Origin of the sequence: Alcaligenes aquatilis (assembly GCF_003076515.1) — a bacterium.
Classification (GTDB): Bacteria; Pseudomonadota; Gammaproteobacteria; order Burkholderiales; family Burkholderiaceae_B; genus Alcaligenes; species Alcaligenes aquatilis.
In genome coordinates this window covers 3,654,757-3,674,484 of sequence record NZ_CP022390.1, presented here as the reverse complement: position 1 = coordinate 3,674,484, position 19,728 = coordinate 3,654,757, and the positions used below count along the sequence as shown (strand labels likewise).

Sequence of the window (19,728 nt, the reverse complement as noted above, 5' to 3'; positions counted from 1 at the left end):
TTCTTTGTTGAGGGGTGCTTTTTTTTCTTATTTATTGGGCAGAGGGCTTATGTCTGGCGCAATGTCAGAGATATGAGACCTTAGGGCTGGTAGCGCAGGCTTGGGGGGCCTATAAGGCCTGGAGGAATTCAGATTAGTCAGGGTGGGGAGTAAAGGAAGTCTCTGTGAAAACGCCATTCAGTCAACCTGCTGGGGTGTTGGGCTGAGCACTTGCCGGTGCTGCGCACCGGTGCCCTTGTCAGAAGATAGCTACGGGCGCATCCTGAACTCGCCGGGTACTTGGTCCCCCGGACCAAGTACAAGCGCCCGACTCAAACAGCAGGATGCTTGCACCCCTACGCTATCTCCTGCCCGCGGCAAGTACTCTGATCCGCCCCTACGCCCCAGCAGGCCGACTGAACGGCTCACAATGGCTTTTTATCTACCAAGCACTTACTGACTTTTTGAACAGACAGGGCCTCTTTCCTTGCTCTTCTGCATTTCCTAAACGCCCATCGTTTTGCTCTTTTTCACTCTCCTCTGCAAGTGCCGTTTGGGCTTTAAACCATGTTGCTTGTTTTCTTGTGCGGCCCAGGTTCGGCTTGGCGGGTGAGTCAGGGTTCTTGCCACGGGCAAATTAACGAGGCGGGATGCAAAAGGCGTGCTGTTTAAGGAGCACGCCTGCGGTCGGTCCGGGTGAGCAGTCGCGCTCCGAGTTCACGGCCCGCCCGCAACGGCGCACTGACAAGGGCACCCACGCACGGCATGAGCAAGGGATCCGCCAAGACAAGCCACACAGGGGCCCTACAAGAAAACGTTCCACCGCAATCCTTGCGGCCCCACGCCGCTGCCAGAAATAAAAAAGCCCCCGAGAGCCATACGGCTCCCAGGGGCAAAGGTCCGATAGCCCGCCCCCAAGCGGCAGACCATCGATACTCAATCACAAATCCGTAGACACAGACTTGCTAAAAGGACGACACAGGCTCCGTCAATCAAACTGCTAAAAAATGACGAAGCACATCGTTCTTCTCAAAGGCTTAAAAACACCAAGCCTTACACTCCAATCAACTTCATCGCTTCTTCCCGCGTCGCTACGGTGGCGTACTTCTGACGCATGTCGAACAAGTTGGCCTCATGCGGGCCAATTGCACGGTCACCCACGCAGTCCGACACCACCAAGGGGCGGAAGCCCAGTTGCATCGCATCGACCACGCTGGAACGTACGCAACCGCTGGTAACCGCACCGGCGACCAGCAGTGTTTGCACACCACGTTGGGTCAGCCACGCCGCCAAAGGCGTACCAAAGAAGGCCGACGGCACATTCTTGCGAACAATAAATTCACCGGGTGCAGGAGCCAACTCCGGCACGATGTGGCTGTTGTGTGCGTCTTCGGTCAGACCCAGCATGCCGGGGACCTTAATGCTGAAAATGTTGTTATCTGCACCATCGTCCGCATACACGATACGAGTGTGCGCCACCGGCCAGCCCTGTTCACGCGCCGTTGCCAGCAAGGTCTGTGTGTTCTCGATGGCTTCAGGAATATTGCCGCCACCAAACACGGCAGGATCAGCAAAACCATTCACCAGATCAATAATCAACAAGCCATACGGAGCTTTAGGCTCCAGCGTCGACCCAAACCCTTGTTGAGCGTAAACCGCTCCCTCATTCGTACTCACCAACGCCTCCGTCCAATAATGCGGGAAGTCGACGTGGATATCGTCGGTGTGGAAACCTTCAAAGCTGGCCAGAATCGCAGGCTCGTGGCAGGTGTGCAGCCACTGGGCACGCAATTGCAACTGCTCTTCGGTCCAGGTCGGGCAAAAGGCACGCATGTCCTCTGCGGTGCAGCCTTTGCGAGCCATGGCCATGGAATCCACGTACCAGGGCAACTTGGAGGGATAAGCACGACGATCCGGGCCGGAGACTGGCGGATCAACCATCACCAGACGGTTCAGACCATCGCTATTCTTGTGAGCCGCACGCAAACCAATGCGGGCACCCATGGAGTGACCGACCACGATGTAGTCTTTAAGACCCAAGGCTTGAGCCAGGGCGATCAAGTCATCGGCTTGCGCATCCAGGCTGTAATCCATGCCTTCAGCCGCTTCGCTCAAACCACGACCACGCACGTCCTGAATGTAGGTGTCAAAGTGCTTGCCGAACTGCTCACCCACAAAACCCCAGGTCACCGCCGGGCTGGTAATGCCGGGCACGATGATGACGGCAGGACGCTGATCGCGACCCTGGCTGGAACCGCCGTAGCGCAAGTAATGCTGACGAATGCCATTGGCGTGCACATGAGCGCCATACAAAAATGTGCTCATGCTTAGCTCCGGTCCAGCTTGAACAGACGGGCCGCGTTGCCGTAGCACACCAGCTCGCGTGTCTTGTCATCCATAGGCGCTGCTTCGATGAAATCAGCAGCCAGTTCCGTGGATTCATAAGGGTAGTCCACCGAGAACAACACGGCTTCGGCACCCATTTCACCAATTGCGCCCATCAGCGTCGGTGCGGAACAGACCCCCGAAGTGGTGATCAGAATATTGCTGCCGATGTACTCGGACGGCTTGCGCTTTAAGGTGACACCGTGCGGGTAGACCGCAAAACGGCTGTCGTAGCGCCAACGCTGGAATGGCAGGCCTTCACCCATATGACCCAGCACCAGCTTCACTTCCGGGCAACGGTCAAACACACCACCGAACAACATGCGCAGCGCGTGGGTGCCGGTTTCTACACCCCAGCCCCAGGTCGCCCCCACCAGCTCCGGGTGGCCTGTGTAAGCGTGTGGCATTTCGTAGGCATCAAAAGGATGCAGATAGAACGGCACATCCAGCTTCTGCACGGTTTCCCAGAAGGCATCGTATTCGCGGCCATCGTAGTACACGCCATGCGTGTGACCGTTGACCAAAGCGCCTTTCAAGCCCAGATCCTGCACAGCGCGCGTCAATTCCTGCGCGGCGGCAGCCGGGTCCTGCATGGGCAAGGTAGCAAAGCCGCCCAGGCGATCGGGATGGTGTGCAATTTGCTGCGCCAGGAAATCGTTGTTCTGACGCGCGCGCTCGATCGCGACGGACACATCTTTTTCCACCTGTACCCCAGGGCCAGTCTGCGACAGCACGACGTACTCGATACCGGCACGGTCCATTACCTCTAGACGCTGCGCATCGAAGTCATGCAAACGAGCCATCAGTTCACGTGCGTCGGCGCTGTCAATGTGTTTGACAAAGGCCTTGGAATAATCCTCAAAGCCAACGGCGTTGAAGTGCTCCTCCAGTGCTATTTTTTTAATACGTTTCACCGTAAATTTTCCCTAAATTATTGATTTACATAAGGTCAATCGTTTGACCCCCCAACAATATCTATCAGTATGCTGATTATTATTGTTTTCAGCAAGTCGGGAAATCACATATACTTTGGGGCGTGGACAGCGCCTGTAGACAAGACTACAAATCAGAAATCGGGGCTTCTGTTCACGCTAGCGTAGCCCTGCTTTCCTTGTAGACGCCGACCTTGCTGCCGTACCCTTTGCAGGTCGTCCCGCTTTCAGTGTGCTGCCCTTTTGGCAACAGGCTGAAAGCCACTCAATCGATGACTGACTTATCCATGAAGAATCACGCCGAGCTAAAGCAAGAAGAACGACTGGAAGCCGACGAGGCCGACATCCTGGGTCCAGTGGAAGAAGAAAATGCCGAGCTGTATCGACACAAACTGTGGTCACGGCCCGGTTTTCTGGTTCGCCGTCTTAACCAGATTCACTACGCCATGTTTTACGAGGAATGCAAAAGTGACCTGACCCCGGTTCAGCACGGTGTCCTGTCTGTGTTGATGGGTTCACCCTGGCTGGATCAAACCACAATCGGCTACGAGCTGGGGCTGGATCGCACCACCTCGGCCGATGTCATCCGCAGGCTGGAGGAAAAAGGGTTGCTGGGTCGTCGTATCAACCCCGACGACCGCCGCTCTCGCCAGACCTACATCACCGAAGCCGGTCTGGCAGCCATGCAGGAAATCAGTAGTGGCATGAACCGCGCCCAGGAACGATTGCTGGACCCGCTAACCGCCAAGCAGCGTCAAACCTTTATGTCCATGCTGACCCGCGTGGTGGAGCACAACAACCAATATGGCCGTGCTGCCCTGAAAAACATGTGACCAGTTCGGGGGGTATCAGCCCCCTCGCGCATACCAATCCGGTAGTTCAAAAGCATGCGCTGGTAGTTGATACAGCTGGCGCAAACGGGCCTGACTGAGCATGTCGCAGGGCTGGCCCTGCGCCAATATGCCCCCATCGCGGTACAAGATCACCCAGTCCGCCACGCGGGCCGCATGTTCAGGTTGATGCGTACACAAGAGCACACCCAGGCCCTCCTGGCGCAAATGCGAGACTTGATCGAGCACGCGCAATTGATTCGCAAAGTCCAGGCTGGAGGCAGGCTCGTCCATAATCAGAAACTGTGAACGCTGCGCCAAGGCACGTGCAATCACACACAGTTGACGCTCCCCTCCGCTGATCTGATCAATACGTTTTTGAGCCAGTTGCCCGATACCTAAACGCTCCAGGCAAACGCCCACCCATTGCCGGTCGGCTGCCCGTGGTTGGCTATACCAGGCCAACTCACTGGCACAGCCCAGCAAGACCCACTGCTCTACCGTGAAAGCAAAGGCAGAATCCTGCGCTTGCGGTACATAGGCCAGTTGCCTGGCCAAGGCACGCGCACGCCACTGTTCCAAGGGCTTGCCCTGCACCTTCACCCGTCCTCCTAAAGGCGGCTGCAGGCCCAGCAAGGTACGCAGCAAAGTGGACTTACCGCTGCCATTGGGGCCGAGTAAACAGACGACCTGCCCGGTCTGTACACGCAGGTTCACATTGCTGGCGACTTGCTTGCGCCCATAGCCCACGGCCAGCTCAATTGCTTCCAAGCCTTGTTCGCTCATCGCTGCCTCGCACCACGAGCCAGCAACAACAAGAAGCCGGGAGCCCCTACCAGAGCCGTCAACACACCCAAGGGCAATTCCAGCGTGCCTATGCTGCGCGCCAAGGTATCGGTTAACAACAGAAAGGCGGCGCCCACTAACAAGCAGACAGGCAATAGACGGGAGAAATCCGGGCCGACCAATAAACGAGCCGCGTGCGGAATCAACAAACCGACCCAGCCTATGATGCCCGCCAAGGCCACACATACCGCCGTCATCAAGGTGGCGCAAACAATCAGCAAACAACGCAAGGCAGAGACGGGCATGCCCAGGGAACGGGCCTCGTCATCTTGCAGAGCCAGGACATTGATACGCCAACGCAAAAGCCAAACCGGGATAATGCAGGCCGATACCATCAACGCAGCGGGCCAGACTTCGTAGGAGCGCACCGCGCTTAAGCCGCCCAGCAGCCAAAAGGTCATGGAGGGCAATTGGGAATAAGGGTCGGCCAGAATTTTGATAAGCGATAAGGCTGCGCCGAGCAAGGTGCCGACCGCCATCCCGGCCAGGACCAAAATCAGGACAGGTGGATGATGACGCAGCATGCGTGCCAGACTCAAGACAATGCCCACCGCCAGCAAACCGCCCACAAAGGCCGCCATCTGCACGCCAAACAAGGAGAAGTTCAAGTAGATGGCCAGAATCGCCCCCAGACCTGCGCCCGAGGACACCCCCAGAATATCGGGTGACACCAGGGGATTGCGGAACATGGTCTGATACGCCGCGCCTGCCGTTGAGAGCGCGGCCCCCACCAGCAAAGCCGCAGCAATACGCGGCAAGCGTAAATCCCAGACAACGCGTACCGCCTGACTTTGCGAGGTATCCGGGTCACTTGAAAAACCAGCCGCTAAAGCTCGCAGTACATCCGGCCCCGACAAAGGGTAAGCCCCCTGCCCCAGCGCAAACACCACCAGGACGGCCAGAATCAGTCCCAGAAAAAGCAGCAACAGCCCGTAGGGCAAACCCAGCTTCATGAATTTTGCGTTGAACCCAAAGGGTCCAGCCCTTGCACCAGTCGCTTGATCTGCCCGCTGTCCAAAGACATGCCATAAAAGGCTGAGTAGAAATCCTGCAACTCTCCCAGCATGCGTGGTATGGCCTCACTACCTTCCAACAAGGCATTCAACCAGATCACACCAGCTAAGCGATTGATTCCCGGCGGGCCATCCAGCCAGCCAAAAGGTAAAGCAGGCACACGGTACAAACGCCCTTCTCGCACCGCCTTGAGCTGATTCCAGGGAGCTTGGGTACGCGCCAATTCAAAGAAAACGTCGTCCTGGGCAAACAGAATGTCCGGGTCCCAGGCCAAAAATTGTTCGTAGGAAATACGGCCCAGACGATTATCGGTTTTCTCGTCACCCATGACCGTCAGGCCGCAAAGCCGCAGCACCTCGGTATGAATGGACTGACCCATACCAGTTTCCAGGCCATCATTACCGCGTGCCAAATAGGCTTTCAAGCCCTTGGCTCGGGGGCTGGCGGCTTGATATGCGCTGTCTAAAATGGCTTGGGCGCGCAAGGCCAATTGCTGGCCGCGCTCGGCTTGCCCCAGAATCTGCCCGGCCTGACGCAACTGCGCCGGGCTGTCGTTCAAACGACCATCCAGCAAGACATAAGGCACGCCCGTCTGCTCTTGCACGGACTTGGCAGCCGACTCGTAATAAGGATTCACATCGCCTATATCCAGCACCATATCGGGTTTTAAGGCCAGCAGGCTTTCCAGGGACAAGGTACTGCCCCGACCGGCCAAACGGCCCAGATAAGGCAAAGAAAAACCAGCGGCATCCATCATGCTGCGCGCAGCCGGAGCCAATTGAAAAGGCCAACCTAAAAGCGTATGAGGGGCCAGGCAATACACCAGCACAGAAGCGGGCGGACCAGCGGCCACCACTCGGCCTACGTAGGCCGGATCGGGCAGTTGGCCCGCCACGCTGACAGGCAGACTGATCGGGGTGCTGGTCCCGGCCTGCTCAGACCGGGCCTGCAAACGGGCAGAAGGCGCCACAAGCGGCAGTGCCGCCAAGGCACGTACTATGTCACGACGCTTCATCCCGGCCTTCCCCCTTTTTCTGCCAATAACAGCACTGCTTTAGAAACGATAGCTTCCACCCACAAACCAAACGCGTCCGGGCATGGGGTAGCCTTCTTTATATTGGTACAGCTTGTCACCCAGATTACGCACACCGGCTTCCAGGGTGATATCCGAGTTAGGACGCCAGATCCCCTTCAAACCCAGCAAGGCAAAGCCGGGGGTTTTTTCGTAAATCTGGTCACCCTTGTTGTTCGCGTAGGAGTAGTAACGGCCACTTTCAGTTTCCACCGAACCCATCACTTCCCACTGTGCATTAGGCTTCCAGCTCAGGTGAGCGAACAGACGGTGATTGGGCGTGTCCACCAGTTTGACGTCTGGATCAGACTGATTGCGACGGTTCAAATACGTATAGGCCAAGCCAGCGGACCAGTGAGCAGAAAACTCCTGCTGCAAGGACAGTTCCAGACCCATTTGACGGGCCTTGCCCACGTTGGTGGCCTGATCACAAAAACCCACTGGACGGTACTTGTCGCAGCCTGGTGCCTGGATAACGGTGCTTTGAATCATGTCGCGCACCTGGCTCAGGAACAGAGCCGATTCCAGTTGCGCCCCCTGCCAAGGTTGACCACGCAAGCCCAGTTCATAGTGAATGGCGTGCTCCGGTTTCAGATCCGGGTTGGGTTGGGCGTAACCCATACGACTGGAGTAACGGTCTTTAATCGTAGGAAAACGAGTCTTGTAGGCCACACTGCCGTAGACCTGCATGGCCTGGCTCCAGTCGTAGCCCAGCTCCAGCAAACCGTTAGTGGCGTCGGTATCGCCAGTTTCAAAATTGTGCGCTTCTTTGGCTTTGCGACGCTCATGACTGGCGCCCACACGCAATTGCCACTGATCGCCCAAAGCGATGCGATCCTCAAAGGCCAGTGAAGTGGTCACGTCCTTGTAGCGTTCAGTGCCCGATGACTTGGGATCACGGTGCTGATCTTGCTTGTAATGCAAGGCAAAGTGCAGCTCGTGATCATCCAGACTCGTATTGACCCACTCCAGAGCAGCGCCACGCGTGCGGTCCGTGTATTCACTGGTCGGGCCAGTCAGGGTGGCGTATTGGCCATCACTATACATATCCAGACCATTTTTGTACTTATCCTCGTACACACGTGTCTTGATGGTGTTGTTCTCGCCAACCCGGGTAGAGCTCAGAAAGTACAGGCTTTCCTTGTCCCAGTAGGGCCAGCGCCAGTAGCGTTTACCCAGCTTGGCATCGTTCACGCCGGTGTAGACCGGATTGTCTTTCTGACCTTTCTGATTCACATAGCCGATCACGTACTCATCCGTCGCATTGGGAGTGATACCCAATTTGAAGGACGCTTTCTTGTCCATTTGCGAGGCATTGCTGCGCATACCGCCCGTATCGGTAGGACGTGCTTTTTGATCTTCAAAGCCACGGCCCAAGGGGAAGGTACGTTCGCCCGACCAGGACAAGCCAGCCTGCAGGTACCAGGAACCCTGATTGGTACCCACGTTCAAGGCGCTGTAGCGTTGATCGCCCGTGGCGTAACCGGCACGGAACTCACCCTCAAATGCTTTGACCGGCTTGCGGGTAACCAGGTTGATGGCACCACCCATAATATTGGGGCCATACAGTAAGGAGGCTGCACCCTTGGCCACGCGAATTTCACTCAGATCCATGGTGGTGAAACGAGTAAAGTCCACATAGCCGTCGTACGGTACGTACTGTGGAATACCATCCAGGAACAAGGGCACCTGACGCGAATCGAAGCCGCGCACGTAGACCATTTGCTCATTACGGGCACCGCCTGCCGAAACCGTGACACCCGCTTGCACGCTGACAGCCGCACCGACATTACGCAAGTCAAAAGCCTGCATTTTTTCCTGGCTGACTGCGCTCTCACCCAAAGGCGCCTCTCGATCCAAGCTGGATTGAACAACCACTTTGCCCAGTTGAAACACACGGTCCTTGTTGTCCTGAGCATGGGCTTGGTTAAGGGCCACAGCCCCCATCATGCTCAAGACCAAGGCGCGCGGTACTAAACAGACAAACTGCTGACGCGCTGCTGTAGCGCGGTTGGACGGATGTCTCATTCCACTTCCCTATTCGATCTTTCTAATTGGTTTATGAATTAACACCACACGGTGGCGCAAAAAAAATGGGCCCCAAAGGGCCCATAAATAGAACCCATCATCGAGCGATGAGTGATGGTTCTTTCGAAAACACCGCTATATAGTAGAGCATATAGCGAAAGATGACAAGCAAGCAAAAACTTTAAGGTTCAGGTTTTCCCGTCTTCACAATTTGCAACTTCTCGCCAACAATACGGCTGCACTGAGCATTGTTATCAAAATGCGACCAGCAGGGCGCCCATACAAACGGGCACCCAATCCGATTTCAAGACATCAGGACCCGCGCAAATACCGGCGCAAATCCACAGGAGCACAATTTATGTTTAAAGCCATGACGCGCGGTTCAGTCCGCCTGGTTGAACGCTATCTGCCCGATCCGTATATCTTCGTCATCCTGCTCACGCTAATTGCCGGTGTCTCGGCCATGGCGTTCGAACAGCGCTCTCCGATGGAGGTCATCCAATTTTGGGGTAATGGCTTTTGGGGGCTGCTGACCTTCGCCATGCAAATGTTGCTGGTCTTGCTAACTGGTCACATGCTGGCCAGTACCCCTTTGGTAAAAAGCTGGTTGCGTGGCCTGGCCTCCTTGGCGCACTCGGCCGGTTCGGCCATTATTCTGGTCACCCTGGTCTCGCTGGCAGCCAGCTGGATCAACTGGGGGTTCGGTCTGGTGGTCGGTGCCCTGTTCGCCAAAGAGCTGGCCCGTCAGGTTCGTGTTGACTACCGCTTGCTGGTTGCCAGTGCCTACTCAGGCTTTCTGGTCTGGCACGGCGGCCTGGCCGGTTCAGTGCCTTTGACCATTGCGACCTCGGGGCACTTTTCCGAGAGCAAGATCGGCATCATCAGTACCTCAGACACCATCTTCGCCTTCTTTAACCTGGCGATTGTGATCGCCCTGTTTATACTGGTGCCACTGATCAACCGCTTGATGCTGCCCAGCGACCAGGAAAGCATCTATGTCGACCCCAAGCTCTTGGAAGAGGCGCCGGATGACGTCAACCAATCCACAGATCGTCCTGCAGACCGTCTGGAAAACAGCCGCCTGATTTCCATTGTGATTGGTGTGGCAGGCCTGACTTACTTGTTTGACTACTTCGTGCTACGTGGCGCAACGCTGAACCTGAACGTGATCAACTTCACCTTCCTGATTCTGGCCATCTTGCTGCACGGCACCCCTCGTCGTCTGCTGAAAAGTCTGAATGAAGCCATTCGCGGCGGGGCCGGGATTGTGATCCAGTTCCCCTTTTACGCGGGCATCATGGCCATCATGATCGACTCCGGTCTGGCTACCAGCCTGTCTGAATGGCTGGTGTCTTTTGCCACTGCCACTACCCTGCCTTTCTGGACTTTCTTGAGCGCCGGTCTGGTCAATATTTTTGTGCCTTCTGGCGGCGGACAATGGGCAGTTCAAAGCCCAGTTGTCATTGCCGCTACCCAGGCACTGGATGCCGATATCGCGCGCACGGCCATGGCCGTTGCCTGGGGTGACGCCTGGACCAATATGCTGCAGCCATTCTGGGCCTTGCCCGTACTGGCCATTGCCGGTCTGAAAGCCAAAGACATCATGGGTTTTTGCCTGATTCAGCTGATTGTCTCGGGTATCGTGATTTCGATTGGTTTGACCTGGTTGTAAGAGGCAGGCCGATGCCTTTACTGGCATCGCCGTTTCCCTAGCTATAAAAAAACGCCCATGAGTATTCATTGGGCGTTTTGCAATCAACAATCAACAATCAACAATCAACTGGAGAATAGCTATTTTGTTTTAAGTTCCCCCCAGCTCGTCTCTTTCCTGCCGAATGACGCTGCCTGCACAAGTTATAGCCATAGTCAGCGCGGCGCTCAACACAAAGACAAGACGCGAACAGACCGCCCAAGACAAAGGCAATAGATAAACTGCAGGGGGAAATAGAAGAAGGAAGAGATGGTGGGCGGTACAAGGTTCGAACTTGTGACTTCCACCGTGTGAAGGTGGCACTCTACCACTGAGTTAACCGCCCGAAGCTTTTAAGAACTGCAAAAGCTGCGAAGAAAAAAACTATAGCACGGCCCTGCTCGATTTACAAGATCAGGGCCGGCTGTTTTTCTTGAACAGTTACTCTGCTGCTGGATTGAGCATCTCGCGCCACATGGGCGGCTTCTTGTTCTGTTTTTCCAACACGTCCATGTATTTCTCGTGCTCGGCCTGATCAGCTTCGGACGCACGCAGCACTTTAAGCACGCTGGGATCAAACTTGCCCAGGCTCAAATCGCTGCCGTCACCACCTTGACTGTCGGACTCGTCAAAGTCCATCAACAACGCATCCTGACCCCGCGTCATGGCCAGCCAGACGTCGGCCAACAATTCCGAGTCCAGCAAAGCGCCGTGCAAGGTACGGTGAGAGTTGGAAATACCGTAGCGTTCGCACAAGGCATCCAGAGAGTTGCGCTTGCCGGGGTGCATTTCCCGCGCCACCAGCAAGGAGTCAGTAATGCTGTCGCAGTATTGCGAGAACGGTCCCTTGCCTAACTTCTGCAATTCAGCGTCCAGAAAGCGGGTATCAAAGGAGGCGTTATGAATAATGACTTCCGCGCCCTGCACAAAATCCAGCACCTGATCGACCACATCCTTGAAACGTGGATGGCCGGCCAGAAATTCCGTGGTCAGACCATGAATGGCCAAGGCCTCGGGATCAGAGTCCCTATCCGGATTCAGATACAAGTGCAGATGGCGGCCCGTCAATTTACGGTTGAACAACTCGACCCCACCCACTTCAACAATTCGGTGCCCCTCGCGTGGCTCCAGACCGGTGGTTTCAGTATCCAGAATAATTTGACGCATTCACTTTCCCTACATATTCAATCACGGTAATGGCACTGAACAAGGAGGCGGTACGAGCCGCTTCCCCGCAGACCAGAACCACAGGTTCAGACAGAGGCCTGGGGCTTGTCAATCAATTCCAGTTGCTTGTCCTGCCCTTCTTGCTTGCCTGCAATCAGCGTGTAGGCCACGGGCACCACAAACAAGGTCAGCAAGGTACCCAGGGACAAGCCGCCTACCAGCACCCAGCCAATTTGCTGGCGGGATTCGGCACCTGCCCCGGAAGCGTAGGCCAGCGGCAAGACACCCAGCACCATCGCGCCGGTTGTCATCAAGATGGGGCGCAAGCGCATCTCGCAAGCGCGCACCACGGCATTGTACAAACTGGCCCCCGCTTCGCGTTGTTGGGTGGCAAATTCCACAATCAAGATACCGTGTTTGGTAATCAGGCCTACCAGGGTAATCAAACCGATCTGACTATAAATGGACAAAGTCCCGCCCGACAGCCACAGGGCCAGCAAGGCTCCGGTCATGGACAAGGGCACGGACAGCATGATGATGAGCGGATTGCGCCAGCTTTCAAACTGGGCGGCCAGCACCAGATAAATAAAGGCCAATGCCATCAGGAACACGACATAAATGCTGCCCGAGGAGTCCCGGAACTCGCGTGACTGGCCGTCCAGATCCGTCTGCACGGTTTCAGGCAAGGTCTTGCGAGCCACCTCATTCATGTGTTCAAGAACTTCACCCAGGGCATAGCCGGGTGCCACCGAGGCTTCCACAATCACGGCCCGCAAACGGTTGAAGTGGTTCAGCGATTGCGGTGACACGCTTTCGCGCACTTTCAGGAAGTTGGAAGCCTGCACCATGCCACCGTCCTGGGTACGCACGTAAATATCCAGAATATTTTGCGGACTGGAGCGAGCCTGTTTATCCACCTGCACAATCACATCATATTGTTCGCCGTCACTCTGGTAGCGTGTGACCTGACGCCCACCCAGCATGGACTCCAGTGTGCGGCCTACAGCATCCACCGAAACGCCGGTGTCAGCCAGCTTGTCGCGGTCTACATCAATACGGATTTCCGGCGTATTCAAGCGCAAGTCCGTATCCACATTCAACAGCCCCGGATAGTCTCGCAACTCAGCCAGAAAACCGTCCACGATCTTGGCCAGCTCCGGATATGGAGCCTGACTCATGATCACAAACTCCACCGGCTTGGAGGTCGCGCGCTGCCCCAGGGAGGGCGGATTAGTCGGAAAGGCACGCGCACCAGGAATGGCCGAGAAATGCGGCTGTAGCTCACGCGCGATGGACTGCTGGTTACGCGTGCGCTCCTCCCAAGGCTTCAAACGCAGAATCGCAAAGGAATCGGTCACGGTTGGAAAACCAATAATGGACTGGTAACCCTCGGTCTCCGGTATGCCGCGATACAGCGCTTCCACCCGTTCCACATTGTGCAAGGTGTAATCCAGCGTGGCGCCTTCAGGCGAATTCACAATCCCGAAAATGACCCCCCGGTCTTCAATCGGAGCCAGCTCGCTTTTGATAACCGTAAACAGCAGCGCACTGGTGGCGGCAACGGCCACACCGATCAACAAGACCAGCCAGCGCCAACGCAGAGCGCGAATCAGGACACGACGATAGCCACGCGTCAGCCAGACCAGAAAGTTCTCGATCCCCTGGCTGACACGGCCCACTTTGGTGCCGTGCGGACGCAACATGCGCGAACACATCATGGGGGTCAAGGTCAGGGCCACGAAACCGGACACCAGTACGGCAGCCGCCAAGGTCAGGGCAAATTCGATAAACAATCGCCCGGTACGGCCTGTGGCAAACGCCAACGGCGCATACACCGCCACCAGGGTCAGCGTCATGGCAATCACGGCAAAGGCAATTTCACGCACGCCCAAAAAAGCCGCCTGCATGGCCGTTTTGCCTTCTTCAATATGGCGATAAACGTTCTCCAGCACCACAATCGCATCGTCCACCACCAGACCAATCGCCAACACCATGGCCAACAAAGTCAGAGTGTTGATGGAAAAGCCCAGCATGTACATGATGGCAAAGGCTCCGATCAGAGAGATCGGAATCGTCACGATAGGGATGAGGCTGGCACGGAAACTGCGCAGGAAAAACACGATCACCAGCACCACCAGCAAGATAGCCTCGGCAATGGTGGTGTAGACCGAATCAATGGATTTCTGAATGAAGATGGAGCTGTCGTAAGACACGGTCAGCTTCATATTGCCCGGCATGCTTTCGTTGATGCGCTCCACCTCGGCACGCACCGCTTTGGACAAATCCAGCGGGTTGGCGGTGGACTGCTTGGTCACGCCAATGTTCAAACTGTTTTGCCCATTGAAGCGAGCCAACACCCGTTCCTCGGCAGGCCCAATACGCACTTGAGCAATGTCGGAGATACGCACCGGATAACCGGCGGCCTGACTGATGATGATGTTGCGAAACTCCTCGGGCGTTTCCAGATCGGTGGAGGACACCACGGAAAACTCACGCGCATCGGACTCGATGCGGCCCGCCGGAATCAACACGTTTTGTTTACGCAACGCGTCTTCCACGTCCTGCACGGTCAACTGATAGGCCCCCAATCGGGTACGGTCCAGGTCGATCCGCATGGCGGGCAGGCGTTCGCCAAATACGCGTACTTCGGCTGCACCGGGCAAGACGGATAAGCGCGTTTTGATATAGCGCTTAATGTAGTCCGAGGCCTCCAGCATGCTGTAGTCGCCGGTATCCACACCGACATAAATAATCGGGGTGGAGTCCGCCTCTACCTTGTTGATGATCGGCTCGTCCACCTCATCGGGCAAGAAACGGCGGGCGCGCGAAACCTTGTCACGCACATCTGCGGCGGCCGCATCGGGGGCTCGGTCCAGATTGAATTTAATGTTAATCAGACTGCGTTCGGAACGGCTGCGCGAGGTCATCACGTTCACGCCCTCAATACCGGACAACTGGTCTTCCAACGGCTTGGTCACCTGGGACTCGATCACCTCCGGTGAGGCCCCTTTATAGTTGGTGATGACCGAGACCACCGGTTCATCAATGGCAGGATATTCGCGTACGGTCAGGCGTTCATAGGAAATGAAACCGACCAGCACAATCACCAAAGACAGAACCGTGGCAAAAACCGGGCGACGGATGCATAAATCGGAGAGAACCATGACTGTGCCCTAGCGCTGCGGCTGTGTTTGGACGTCGATCACTTCCTGGATATCGACTGGTACGCCATCACGCACCTTTTGCAATCCGGCCACCAGCACATTGTCGCCGGCTTGCAGATCGCCAGTTACGTGCACCCAGCCTTGTTCGCGGACTCCAATCTGCACCTGTCGACGCTCTGCCCGGCCATCTTTCACAATATAGATATACTGATCCTGCCCCGAAGGAGCCAAGGCGGTTTCAGGCACCATCAAGGCCTGATAGCGAGACAGCTCCAGGCGTACGCGGCTGAACAAACCAGGGCGCAAGACACCATCTTCATTGGGCACCTGCGCGCGTAATAAAATCGAACGGCCTGCCGTATCCACTGCCGGGCTGACCGCCAGAACCGAACCCTGGCGGGTTTGGCCCTGGAACGCATCAAAGCGCAGCTCGACCGGCATGCCAGCCTTCACATCGGCCAGATATTGTTCAGGGATACGAAAGTCCACGTTCAAGGTAGAAACCGCTTCCAACTGCACCAGATCCGTGCCGGGCCCCACGTAGTCACCCACCGACACATTGCGCAAGCCGGTGACACCATCGAACGGCGCACGGATACGGGTCTTGTCCAGATGCACGCGCGCCAATTGCACTTCGGCTTGCTGGACAGCCAAACGACTGCCCGACTCATCTTTTGCCTGCTGACTAATAAAGCCCTGACGGCTCAGCTCCGAAGAGCGCTTGTGCTGGCTATTCGCCAGATTCAAATTTGCCTGTGCCTGATTTAACTGCGCCTGCGCCATGGCCGGGTCCAACTGAATCAGTACCTGCCCTTTCTTGATGGGCTGGCCCTCTTCAAAACTGATGGCTGAAATACGACCACTGATCTCGGGGCGCAACATGACGGACTCTCTGGCAACCAGGGTCCCGACCGCCGCCACATCACGAATCAATTCAGTTTGCCGCACTGGCAGCACTTCCACCCGCGTGGCGTCAGACTGCGCCCAACTGGGCGTACTACTGACAAACAGTACGATGAACAAAGAAAAAATCGTGAGGCGCAGCGTGAGAATCATGGGCGGCTTATCCTGACCGGCCAGGCCGGTAAAGCTATCTGACAAAATATGACGGGTGGCTAATAGTACTATCAGCGAGTTCGACCTTCGCCCGGGCCTTTATAACTGCCTGGCTATTTCCACCCCTTCATTGGCCAATTGGTCCGCCCGCTCATTACCAGGGTCGCCTGCGTGACCACGCACCCATAACCAGGTCAACTCGTGCTTGGCCGCCTGTTGATCCAGCTCCTGCCACAGATCGGCATTTTTGACGGGTTTTTTATCCGCAGTACGCCAACCACGCGCTTTCCAGCCGGGCAGCCATTCATTCATCCCTTTTTGTACGTATTGCGAATCAGTGTGGACTCGCACCTGACAAGGGCGCTTCAAGGCCTTGAGAGCCTCGATCACCGCCATCAGTTCCATACGATTATTCGTGGTATCCGCCTCGCCGCCACAAATGGCTTTTTCTCGGCCGCCATGACGCAACAACGCCCCCCAACCACCCAAACCCGGATTGCCCTTGCAGGCGCCATCGGTCCAAATATCAACAACATCTGTCATGTCTTGCTTATTCCTTCATCGGCAGCGCGTCCTGCTACCACCATAGGCCGACGCACACGCCGACGGTTTTTCTTCCACTTAGGCCCGACCAGGCGTAAGGCAGGCGTGCGTTTGACCGCACTAATCATATAGACGGCGCCCGCAAAGCTCCACCAGCGCGCTCCGCTTTGCTCTATCCAGGACCAGCGATCCAGCCATGCCTGCTGACGACACAACGGTGCATAACAGCCCATCTGCGTGCTTTGCACATCAAAGGACAAGAGCTTTAACCAGTCGCGCAAACGCGAGGGGGACATCACATCTCCCGGCAAGGTCGGCGTGCCCCGCTCCAGCCCTGGAATCCAGTCATGGGCCCCCCATAAGCTCAAGGGATTAAAGCCCGTCAGAAGAATGCGCCCTTCCGGCACCAGCACGCGTTCAGCCTCTCGCAACACCTGATGCGGGTCACTGGCGCTCTCGAGCGTATGGGGCAGAATTAAAAGATCAATGCTTTGCGTATCAAAAGGCAGATGCTCGGGCTCGGCATACACCAGGTTTTGCTGCTGGGCAGGCAAGACGCCGGACTGAGCCGTACATACCTTGCAAGAGATGCGGCTTTGCGCCAGGAGGTCCCAATGCGGCAATCCAATTTGTATGGCATGATACCCGAAGGTGTTGACCACCTCCGCATCGATTCCGGCTTGTTCCCAAGCCCGCACATATCGCCCCGGTACGGTTTCCAACCACTGGGCAAATTGATCATTCAAAGTCTGCTCCACTGGCGCTTTCTCCCTCTACCATGATGAATGCATTTACCTGGCCTGTGCCAAGCGATGTTCGCCTGATTCCACTACCTGCCCTGAACGACAACTATATATGGGCGCTAAGTCGAAACGGTCACGCCCTGGTGGTGGACCCCGGCCAGGCCACTCCGGTTCTGGATTGGCTGGAGCGCGAGTCCTTACAACTGGATGCCATTTTACTGACACACCACCATGGTGACCATGTTGGTGGTGTCAAAGATATCCTGGCTAAGCATCCGGCCCGCGTGTGGGGCCCGGCCCATGAGCCTCTACCCGCCTGTGATGTCCGAGTCGGCCAGTCCGACAAGGTCGAATTACCTACTCTGGAACTGACGCTGCACGTCCTGGACATCCCCGGCCATACCGCCGGACACGTTGCGTACTTTGGTCAAAATGAGGTAAAACAGCCCTTTGTTTTCTGTGGTGATACCTTGTTTGCTGCTGGTTGCGGACGTCTCTTTGAAGGCACCCCGGCACAAATGACGGATTCCCTGGGCAAGTTGGCGAAACTGCCATCGGACACCCTGATCTGCTGTGCGCACGAGTACACCTTATCCAATTTACGTTGGGCTCTACAGGTAGAGCCGGACAATCCCCAACTGCACCAACGTTGGGAACAGGATACCCTCAAACGTCAGCAAAACTTGCCTACGGTGCCCTCCACCTTGAAAACAGAATTGGCTACCAATCCCTTTCTGCGTTGCGAGACGACTGCTGTTATTCAGGCTGCCGAGCACTATGGCGCCCAATCCCTGAATAATCCTGTCGAGGTATTTGCCAGCCTGCGCGACTGGAAAAACAATTTCTAAAGATTCCGCAATGAACCTAATGAGACTTTTTGCGCTGCTATGCGCTTTCGTGCTGGCAGGCTGCGCCACAGGCCCCAAGGTCAGCCCCCAGAAAGCCGCCAAGACCTCCACCAGCATTGCCGCCGATACGTCTCGCACCATTGATCTGACCCACCCACCCAAAGACGCGTGGGACCGGATGCGCCGGGGTTTCTCCATCCCCAACCTGCATACCGATCTGGTTGATTACTGGACCAATTACTACGCGTCGCACCCCGAATCCATCCGTACCATGAGCCAGCGCGCCTCGCGCTATCTGTACCACATCATGGACGAGCTCGATGCACGCGGCCTGCCCTCCGAACTGGCCTTGCTGCCTTTTGTAGAAAGTGCCTATAACCCGGGAGCCTATTCCCGCGCCCATGCAGCGGGCCTGTGGCAATTCATCCCCAGCACCGGAACGCAGTACAAGCTGGAGCAGAACTGGTGGGTAGACCAGCGACGCGACCCAGTCGAATCCACCCGCGCTGCCTTGGACTACCTGTCTTACCTGTACGAATTCCAGGGCGACTGGTATTTGGCTCTGGCTTCCTACAATTGGGGGGAAGGCTCCGTGCGCCGCGCCATGGAACGCAACGAACAGGCTGATTTGGGCGTTGACTACTTATCCCTGAAGATGCCGGACGAAACGCGCAATTACGTCCCCAAACTGCAAGCGATCAAGAATATTGTGGCCAACCCGGAGCGTTACGGCATTACCCTGCCCCCGGTCAGCAACACCCCGTATTTCACTGCTGTGCGCAAGAACAAGGACATTGACGTTGCCCTGGCTGCCGAGCTGGCCGAAATCTCTGTGGACGAATTCAAAGCCTTGAATGCCGCCCACAATCGCCCCACCATCCCGGCAGATCGCGGCACCTTGCTGTTGCCTGCCAACAAGGTTGATATTTTCAATGCCAATCTGGCTGCCTATCAGGGCAAGCTCAGCAACTGGAAGGCCTACCAGTCCAAGCGCGGTGAAAGCTACCTATCCATTGCTCAGCGCCACGGCATTACCGTGTCGCAACTGCGCTCCATCAATGGTTTAAGCCGCAAGAGCACCAAAGCCGTTGCCCAGACGCTGCTGGTGCCCAGCACCACCCTGGGTGAAGGCAGCCTGCAACTGGCTTCCCTGACCAACACACCGGCCGCGCCGGTCGCGCAAAGCACACGCCGGGCGCGTACGCAAACGGCCAGCGTCAACCGCAAAAACGATACCGTTGTTTTGCGTCGTGGCGCCAACGTGCGTACCCATACCGTTCGACGAGGCGATACACTCTACGCCTTGGCCAAACGGTACGACACGTCGGTGGCTGAACTGCGACGCTTGAACAATATCAAAGGCAGCACTCTTTCCAGGGGTACACGTTTGCGTGTTCCCGGTTCCAATATTCGTGGCTAAGTCCACCCACT

General features: G+C 56.3%; 15 protein-coding genes, 1 tRNA gene and 1 pseudogene. 4 read left to right on the top strand and 13 right to left on the bottom strand.

Features of this window, described 5'->3' with window-relative positions; genetic code table 11:
- Window positions 1-1,032: 1,032 nt before the first annotated feature.
- The 3 genes and pseudogenes from CA948_RS16810 to CA948_RS16800 all read right to left on the bottom strand — a co-directional run bounded on the left by CA948_RS16810 (window position 1,033) and on the right by CA948_RS16800 (window position 3,278).
- The gene (locus CA948_RS16810; RefSeq protein ID WP_108728623.1) at window positions 1,033-1,656 is read right to left on the bottom strand and encodes an N-carbamoylsarcosine amidohydrolase; all 624 of its coding nucleotides are present in this window, start codon (window positions 1,654-1,656) and stop codon (window positions 1,033-1,035) included.
- A pseudogene (locus CA948_RS16805) lies at window positions 1,648-2,304 on the bottom strand (alpha/beta fold hydrolase); the annotation flags it as partial. The gene CA948_RS16810 and the pseudogene CA948_RS16805, both read right to left, overlap by 9 nt.
- Before the next feature lie 2 nt (window positions 2,305-2,306).
- Window positions 2,307-3,278: an amidohydrolase family protein gene (locus CA948_RS16800; RefSeq protein WP_094197645.1), complete on the bottom strand. Its 972-nt coding sequence runs from the start codon at window positions 3,276-3,278 to the stop codon at window positions 2,307-2,309.
- Between the two features lie 290 nt (window positions 3,279-3,568).
- Between CA948_RS16800 and CA948_RS16795 the strand changes: the two genes are divergently transcribed.
- Complete coding sequence (locus CA948_RS16795) at window positions 3,569-4,129, top strand: MarR family winged helix-turn-helix transcriptional regulator (protein WP_094197646.1); 561 nt, start codon at window positions 3,569-3,571, stop codon at window positions 4,127-4,129.
- Between the two features lie 15 nt (window positions 4,130-4,144).
- On the opposite strand, the gene CA948_RS16790 is transcribed toward CA948_RS16795, so the two are convergent.
- From CA948_RS16790 to CA948_RS16775, 4 genes are read right to left on the bottom strand one after another with little or no spacing between them, the layout of a single operon-like run.
- Window positions 4,145-4,912 (bottom strand): ABC transporter ATP-binding protein, encoded by a 768-nt coding sequence (locus CA948_RS16790; protein WP_108728603.1) that lies wholly within the window; start codon window positions 4,910-4,912, stop codon window positions 4,145-4,147.
- Entirely contained in the window at window positions 4,909-5,925 is a 1,017-nt protein-coding gene (locus tag CA948_RS16785) for a FecCD family ABC transporter permease (RefSeq protein WP_094197648.1), read from the bottom strand. Before CA948_RS16785 ends, CA948_RS16790 begins: the two co-directional genes overlap by 4 nt.
- Window positions 5,922-7,001, bottom strand: coding sequence for an ABC transporter substrate-binding protein (locus CA948_RS16780; RefSeq protein ID WP_108728602.1), 1,080 nt, complete (start codon window positions 6,999-7,001; stop codon window positions 5,922-5,924). The genes CA948_RS16785 and CA948_RS16780 overlap by 4 nt, the downstream gene beginning before the upstream one ends.
- Window positions 7,002-7,040: 39 nt before the next feature.
- Window positions 7,041-9,086, bottom strand: coding sequence for a TonB-dependent receptor plug domain-containing protein (locus tag CA948_RS16775; RefSeq protein ID WP_230019244.1), 2,046 nt, complete (start codon window positions 9,084-9,086; stop codon window positions 7,041-7,043).
- A gap of 358 nt (window positions 9,087-9,444) precedes the next feature.
- Here CA948_RS16775 and CA948_RS16770 point away from each other — a divergent pair, with 358 nt between their 5' ends.
- The gene (locus tag CA948_RS16770; protein WP_108728601.1) at window positions 9,445-10,758 is read left to right on the top strand and encodes a short-chain fatty acid transporter; all 1,314 of its coding nucleotides are present in this window, start codon (window positions 9,445-9,447) and stop codon (window positions 10,756-10,758) included.
- A gap of 289 nt (window positions 10,759-11,047) precedes the next feature.
- On the opposite strand, the gene CA948_RS16765 is transcribed toward CA948_RS16770, so the two are convergent.
- The 6 genes from CA948_RS16765 to CA948_RS16740 all read right to left on the bottom strand — a co-directional run bounded on the left by CA948_RS16765 (window position 11,048) and on the right by CA948_RS16740 (window position 17,464).
- Window positions 11,048-11,122 (bottom strand) — tRNA-Val (locus tag CA948_RS16765).
- A gap of 95 nt (window positions 11,123-11,217) precedes the next feature.
- Window positions 11,218-11,943: a DNA polymerase III subunit epsilon gene (dnaQ, locus tag CA948_RS16760; protein ID WP_108728600.1), complete on the bottom strand. Its 726-nt coding sequence runs from the start codon at window positions 11,941-11,943 to the stop codon at window positions 11,218-11,220.
- 86 nt (window positions 11,944-12,029) lie between these two features.
- Window positions 12,030-15,107 carry an efflux RND transporter permease subunit gene (locus CA948_RS16755; RefSeq protein ID WP_108728599.1) on the bottom strand — a complete coding sequence of 1,026 codons (3,078 nt, stop codon included), beginning with the start codon at window positions 15,105-15,107 and terminating at the stop codon, window positions 12,030-12,032.
- A 9-nt stretch (window positions 15,108-15,116) separates the two neighbouring features.
- Window positions 15,117-16,163 (bottom strand): efflux RND transporter periplasmic adaptor subunit, encoded by a 1,047-nt coding sequence (locus CA948_RS16750; RefSeq protein WP_108728598.1) that lies wholly within the window; start codon window positions 16,161-16,163, stop codon window positions 15,117-15,119.
- Between the two features lie 99 nt (window positions 16,164-16,262).
- Complete coding sequence (gene rnhA / locus CA948_RS16745) at window positions 16,263-16,706, bottom strand: ribonuclease HI (protein ID WP_108728597.1); 444 nt, start codon at window positions 16,704-16,706, stop codon at window positions 16,263-16,265.
- Window positions 16,703-17,464, bottom strand: a complete 762-nt coding sequence (locus CA948_RS16740; protein WP_094197655.1) for a class I SAM-dependent methyltransferase — start codon at window positions 17,462-17,464, stop codon at window positions 16,703-16,705. Before CA948_RS16740 ends, rnhA begins: the two co-directional genes overlap by 4 nt.
- 23 nt (window positions 17,465-17,487) lie before the next feature.
- Between CA948_RS16740 and gloB the strand changes: the two genes are divergently transcribed.
- Together gloB and CA948_RS16730 are read left to right on the top strand one after the other, a co-directional pair.
- On the top strand, window positions 17,488-18,297 hold the full coding sequence (gene gloB / locus CA948_RS16735) for a hydroxyacylglutathione hydrolase (protein ID WP_420866731.1): 810 nt from the start codon (window positions 17,488-17,490) through the stop codon (window positions 18,295-18,297).
- 10 nt (window positions 18,298-18,307) lie between these two features.
- A complete protein-coding gene (locus CA948_RS16730; RefSeq protein ID WP_199827837.1) occupies window positions 18,308-19,717 on the top strand; it encodes a transglycosylase SLT domain-containing protein in 1,410 nt (469 codons plus the stop codon).
- Window positions 19,718-19,728 lie beyond the last annotated feature (11 nt).

What these genes read in the sequence shown, in the direction of transcription:
- CA948_RS16795 (WP_094197646.1), top strand. Translation starts at nt 3,569, where the DNA reads ATGACTGACTTATCCATGAAGAATCACGCCGAGCTAAAGCAAGAAGAA.
- CA948_RS16790 (WP_108728603.1), bottom strand. Translation starts at nt 4,912, where the DNA reads ATGAGCGAACAAGGCTTGGAAGCAATTGAGCTGGCCGTGGGCTATGGG.
- CA948_RS16785 (WP_094197648.1), bottom strand. Translation starts at nt 5,925, where the DNA reads ATGAAGCTGGGTTTGCCCTACGGGCTGTTGCTGCTTTTTCTGGGACTG.
- CA948_RS16780 (WP_108728602.1), bottom strand. Translation starts at nt 7,001, where the DNA reads ATGAAGCGTCGTGACATAGTACGTGCCTTGGCGGCACTGCCGCTTGTG.
- CA948_RS16775 (WP_230019244.1), bottom strand. Translation starts at nt 9,086, where the DNA reads ATGAGACATCCGTCCAACCGCGCTACAGCAGCGCGTCAGCAGTTTGTC.
- CA948_RS16770 (WP_108728601.1), top strand. Translation starts at nt 9,445, where the DNA reads ATGTTTAAAGCCATGACGCGCGGTTCAGTCCGCCTGGTTGAACGCTAT.
- dnaQ (WP_108728600.1), bottom strand. Translation starts at nt 11,943, where the DNA reads ATGCGTCAAATTATTCTGGATACTGAAACCACCGGTCTGGAGCCACGC.
- CA948_RS16755 (WP_108728599.1), bottom strand. Translation starts at nt 15,107, where the DNA reads ATGGTTCTCTCCGATTTATGCATCCGTCGCCCGGTTTTTGCCACGGTT.
- CA948_RS16750 (WP_108728598.1), bottom strand. Translation starts at nt 16,163, where the DNA reads ATGATTCTCACGCTGCGCCTCACGATTTTTTCTTTGTTCATCGTACTG.
- rnhA (WP_108728597.1), bottom strand. Translation starts at nt 16,706, where the DNA reads ATGACAGATGTTGTTGATATTTGGACCGATGGCGCCTGCAAGGGCAAT.
- gloB (WP_420866731.1), top strand. Translation starts at nt 17,488, where the DNA reads ATGAATGCATTTACCTGGCCTGTGCCAAGCGATGTTCGCCTGATTCCA.
- CA948_RS16730 (WP_199827837.1), top strand. Translation starts at nt 18,308, where the DNA reads ATGAACCTAATGAGACTTTTTGCGCTGCTATGCGCTTTCGTGCTGGCA.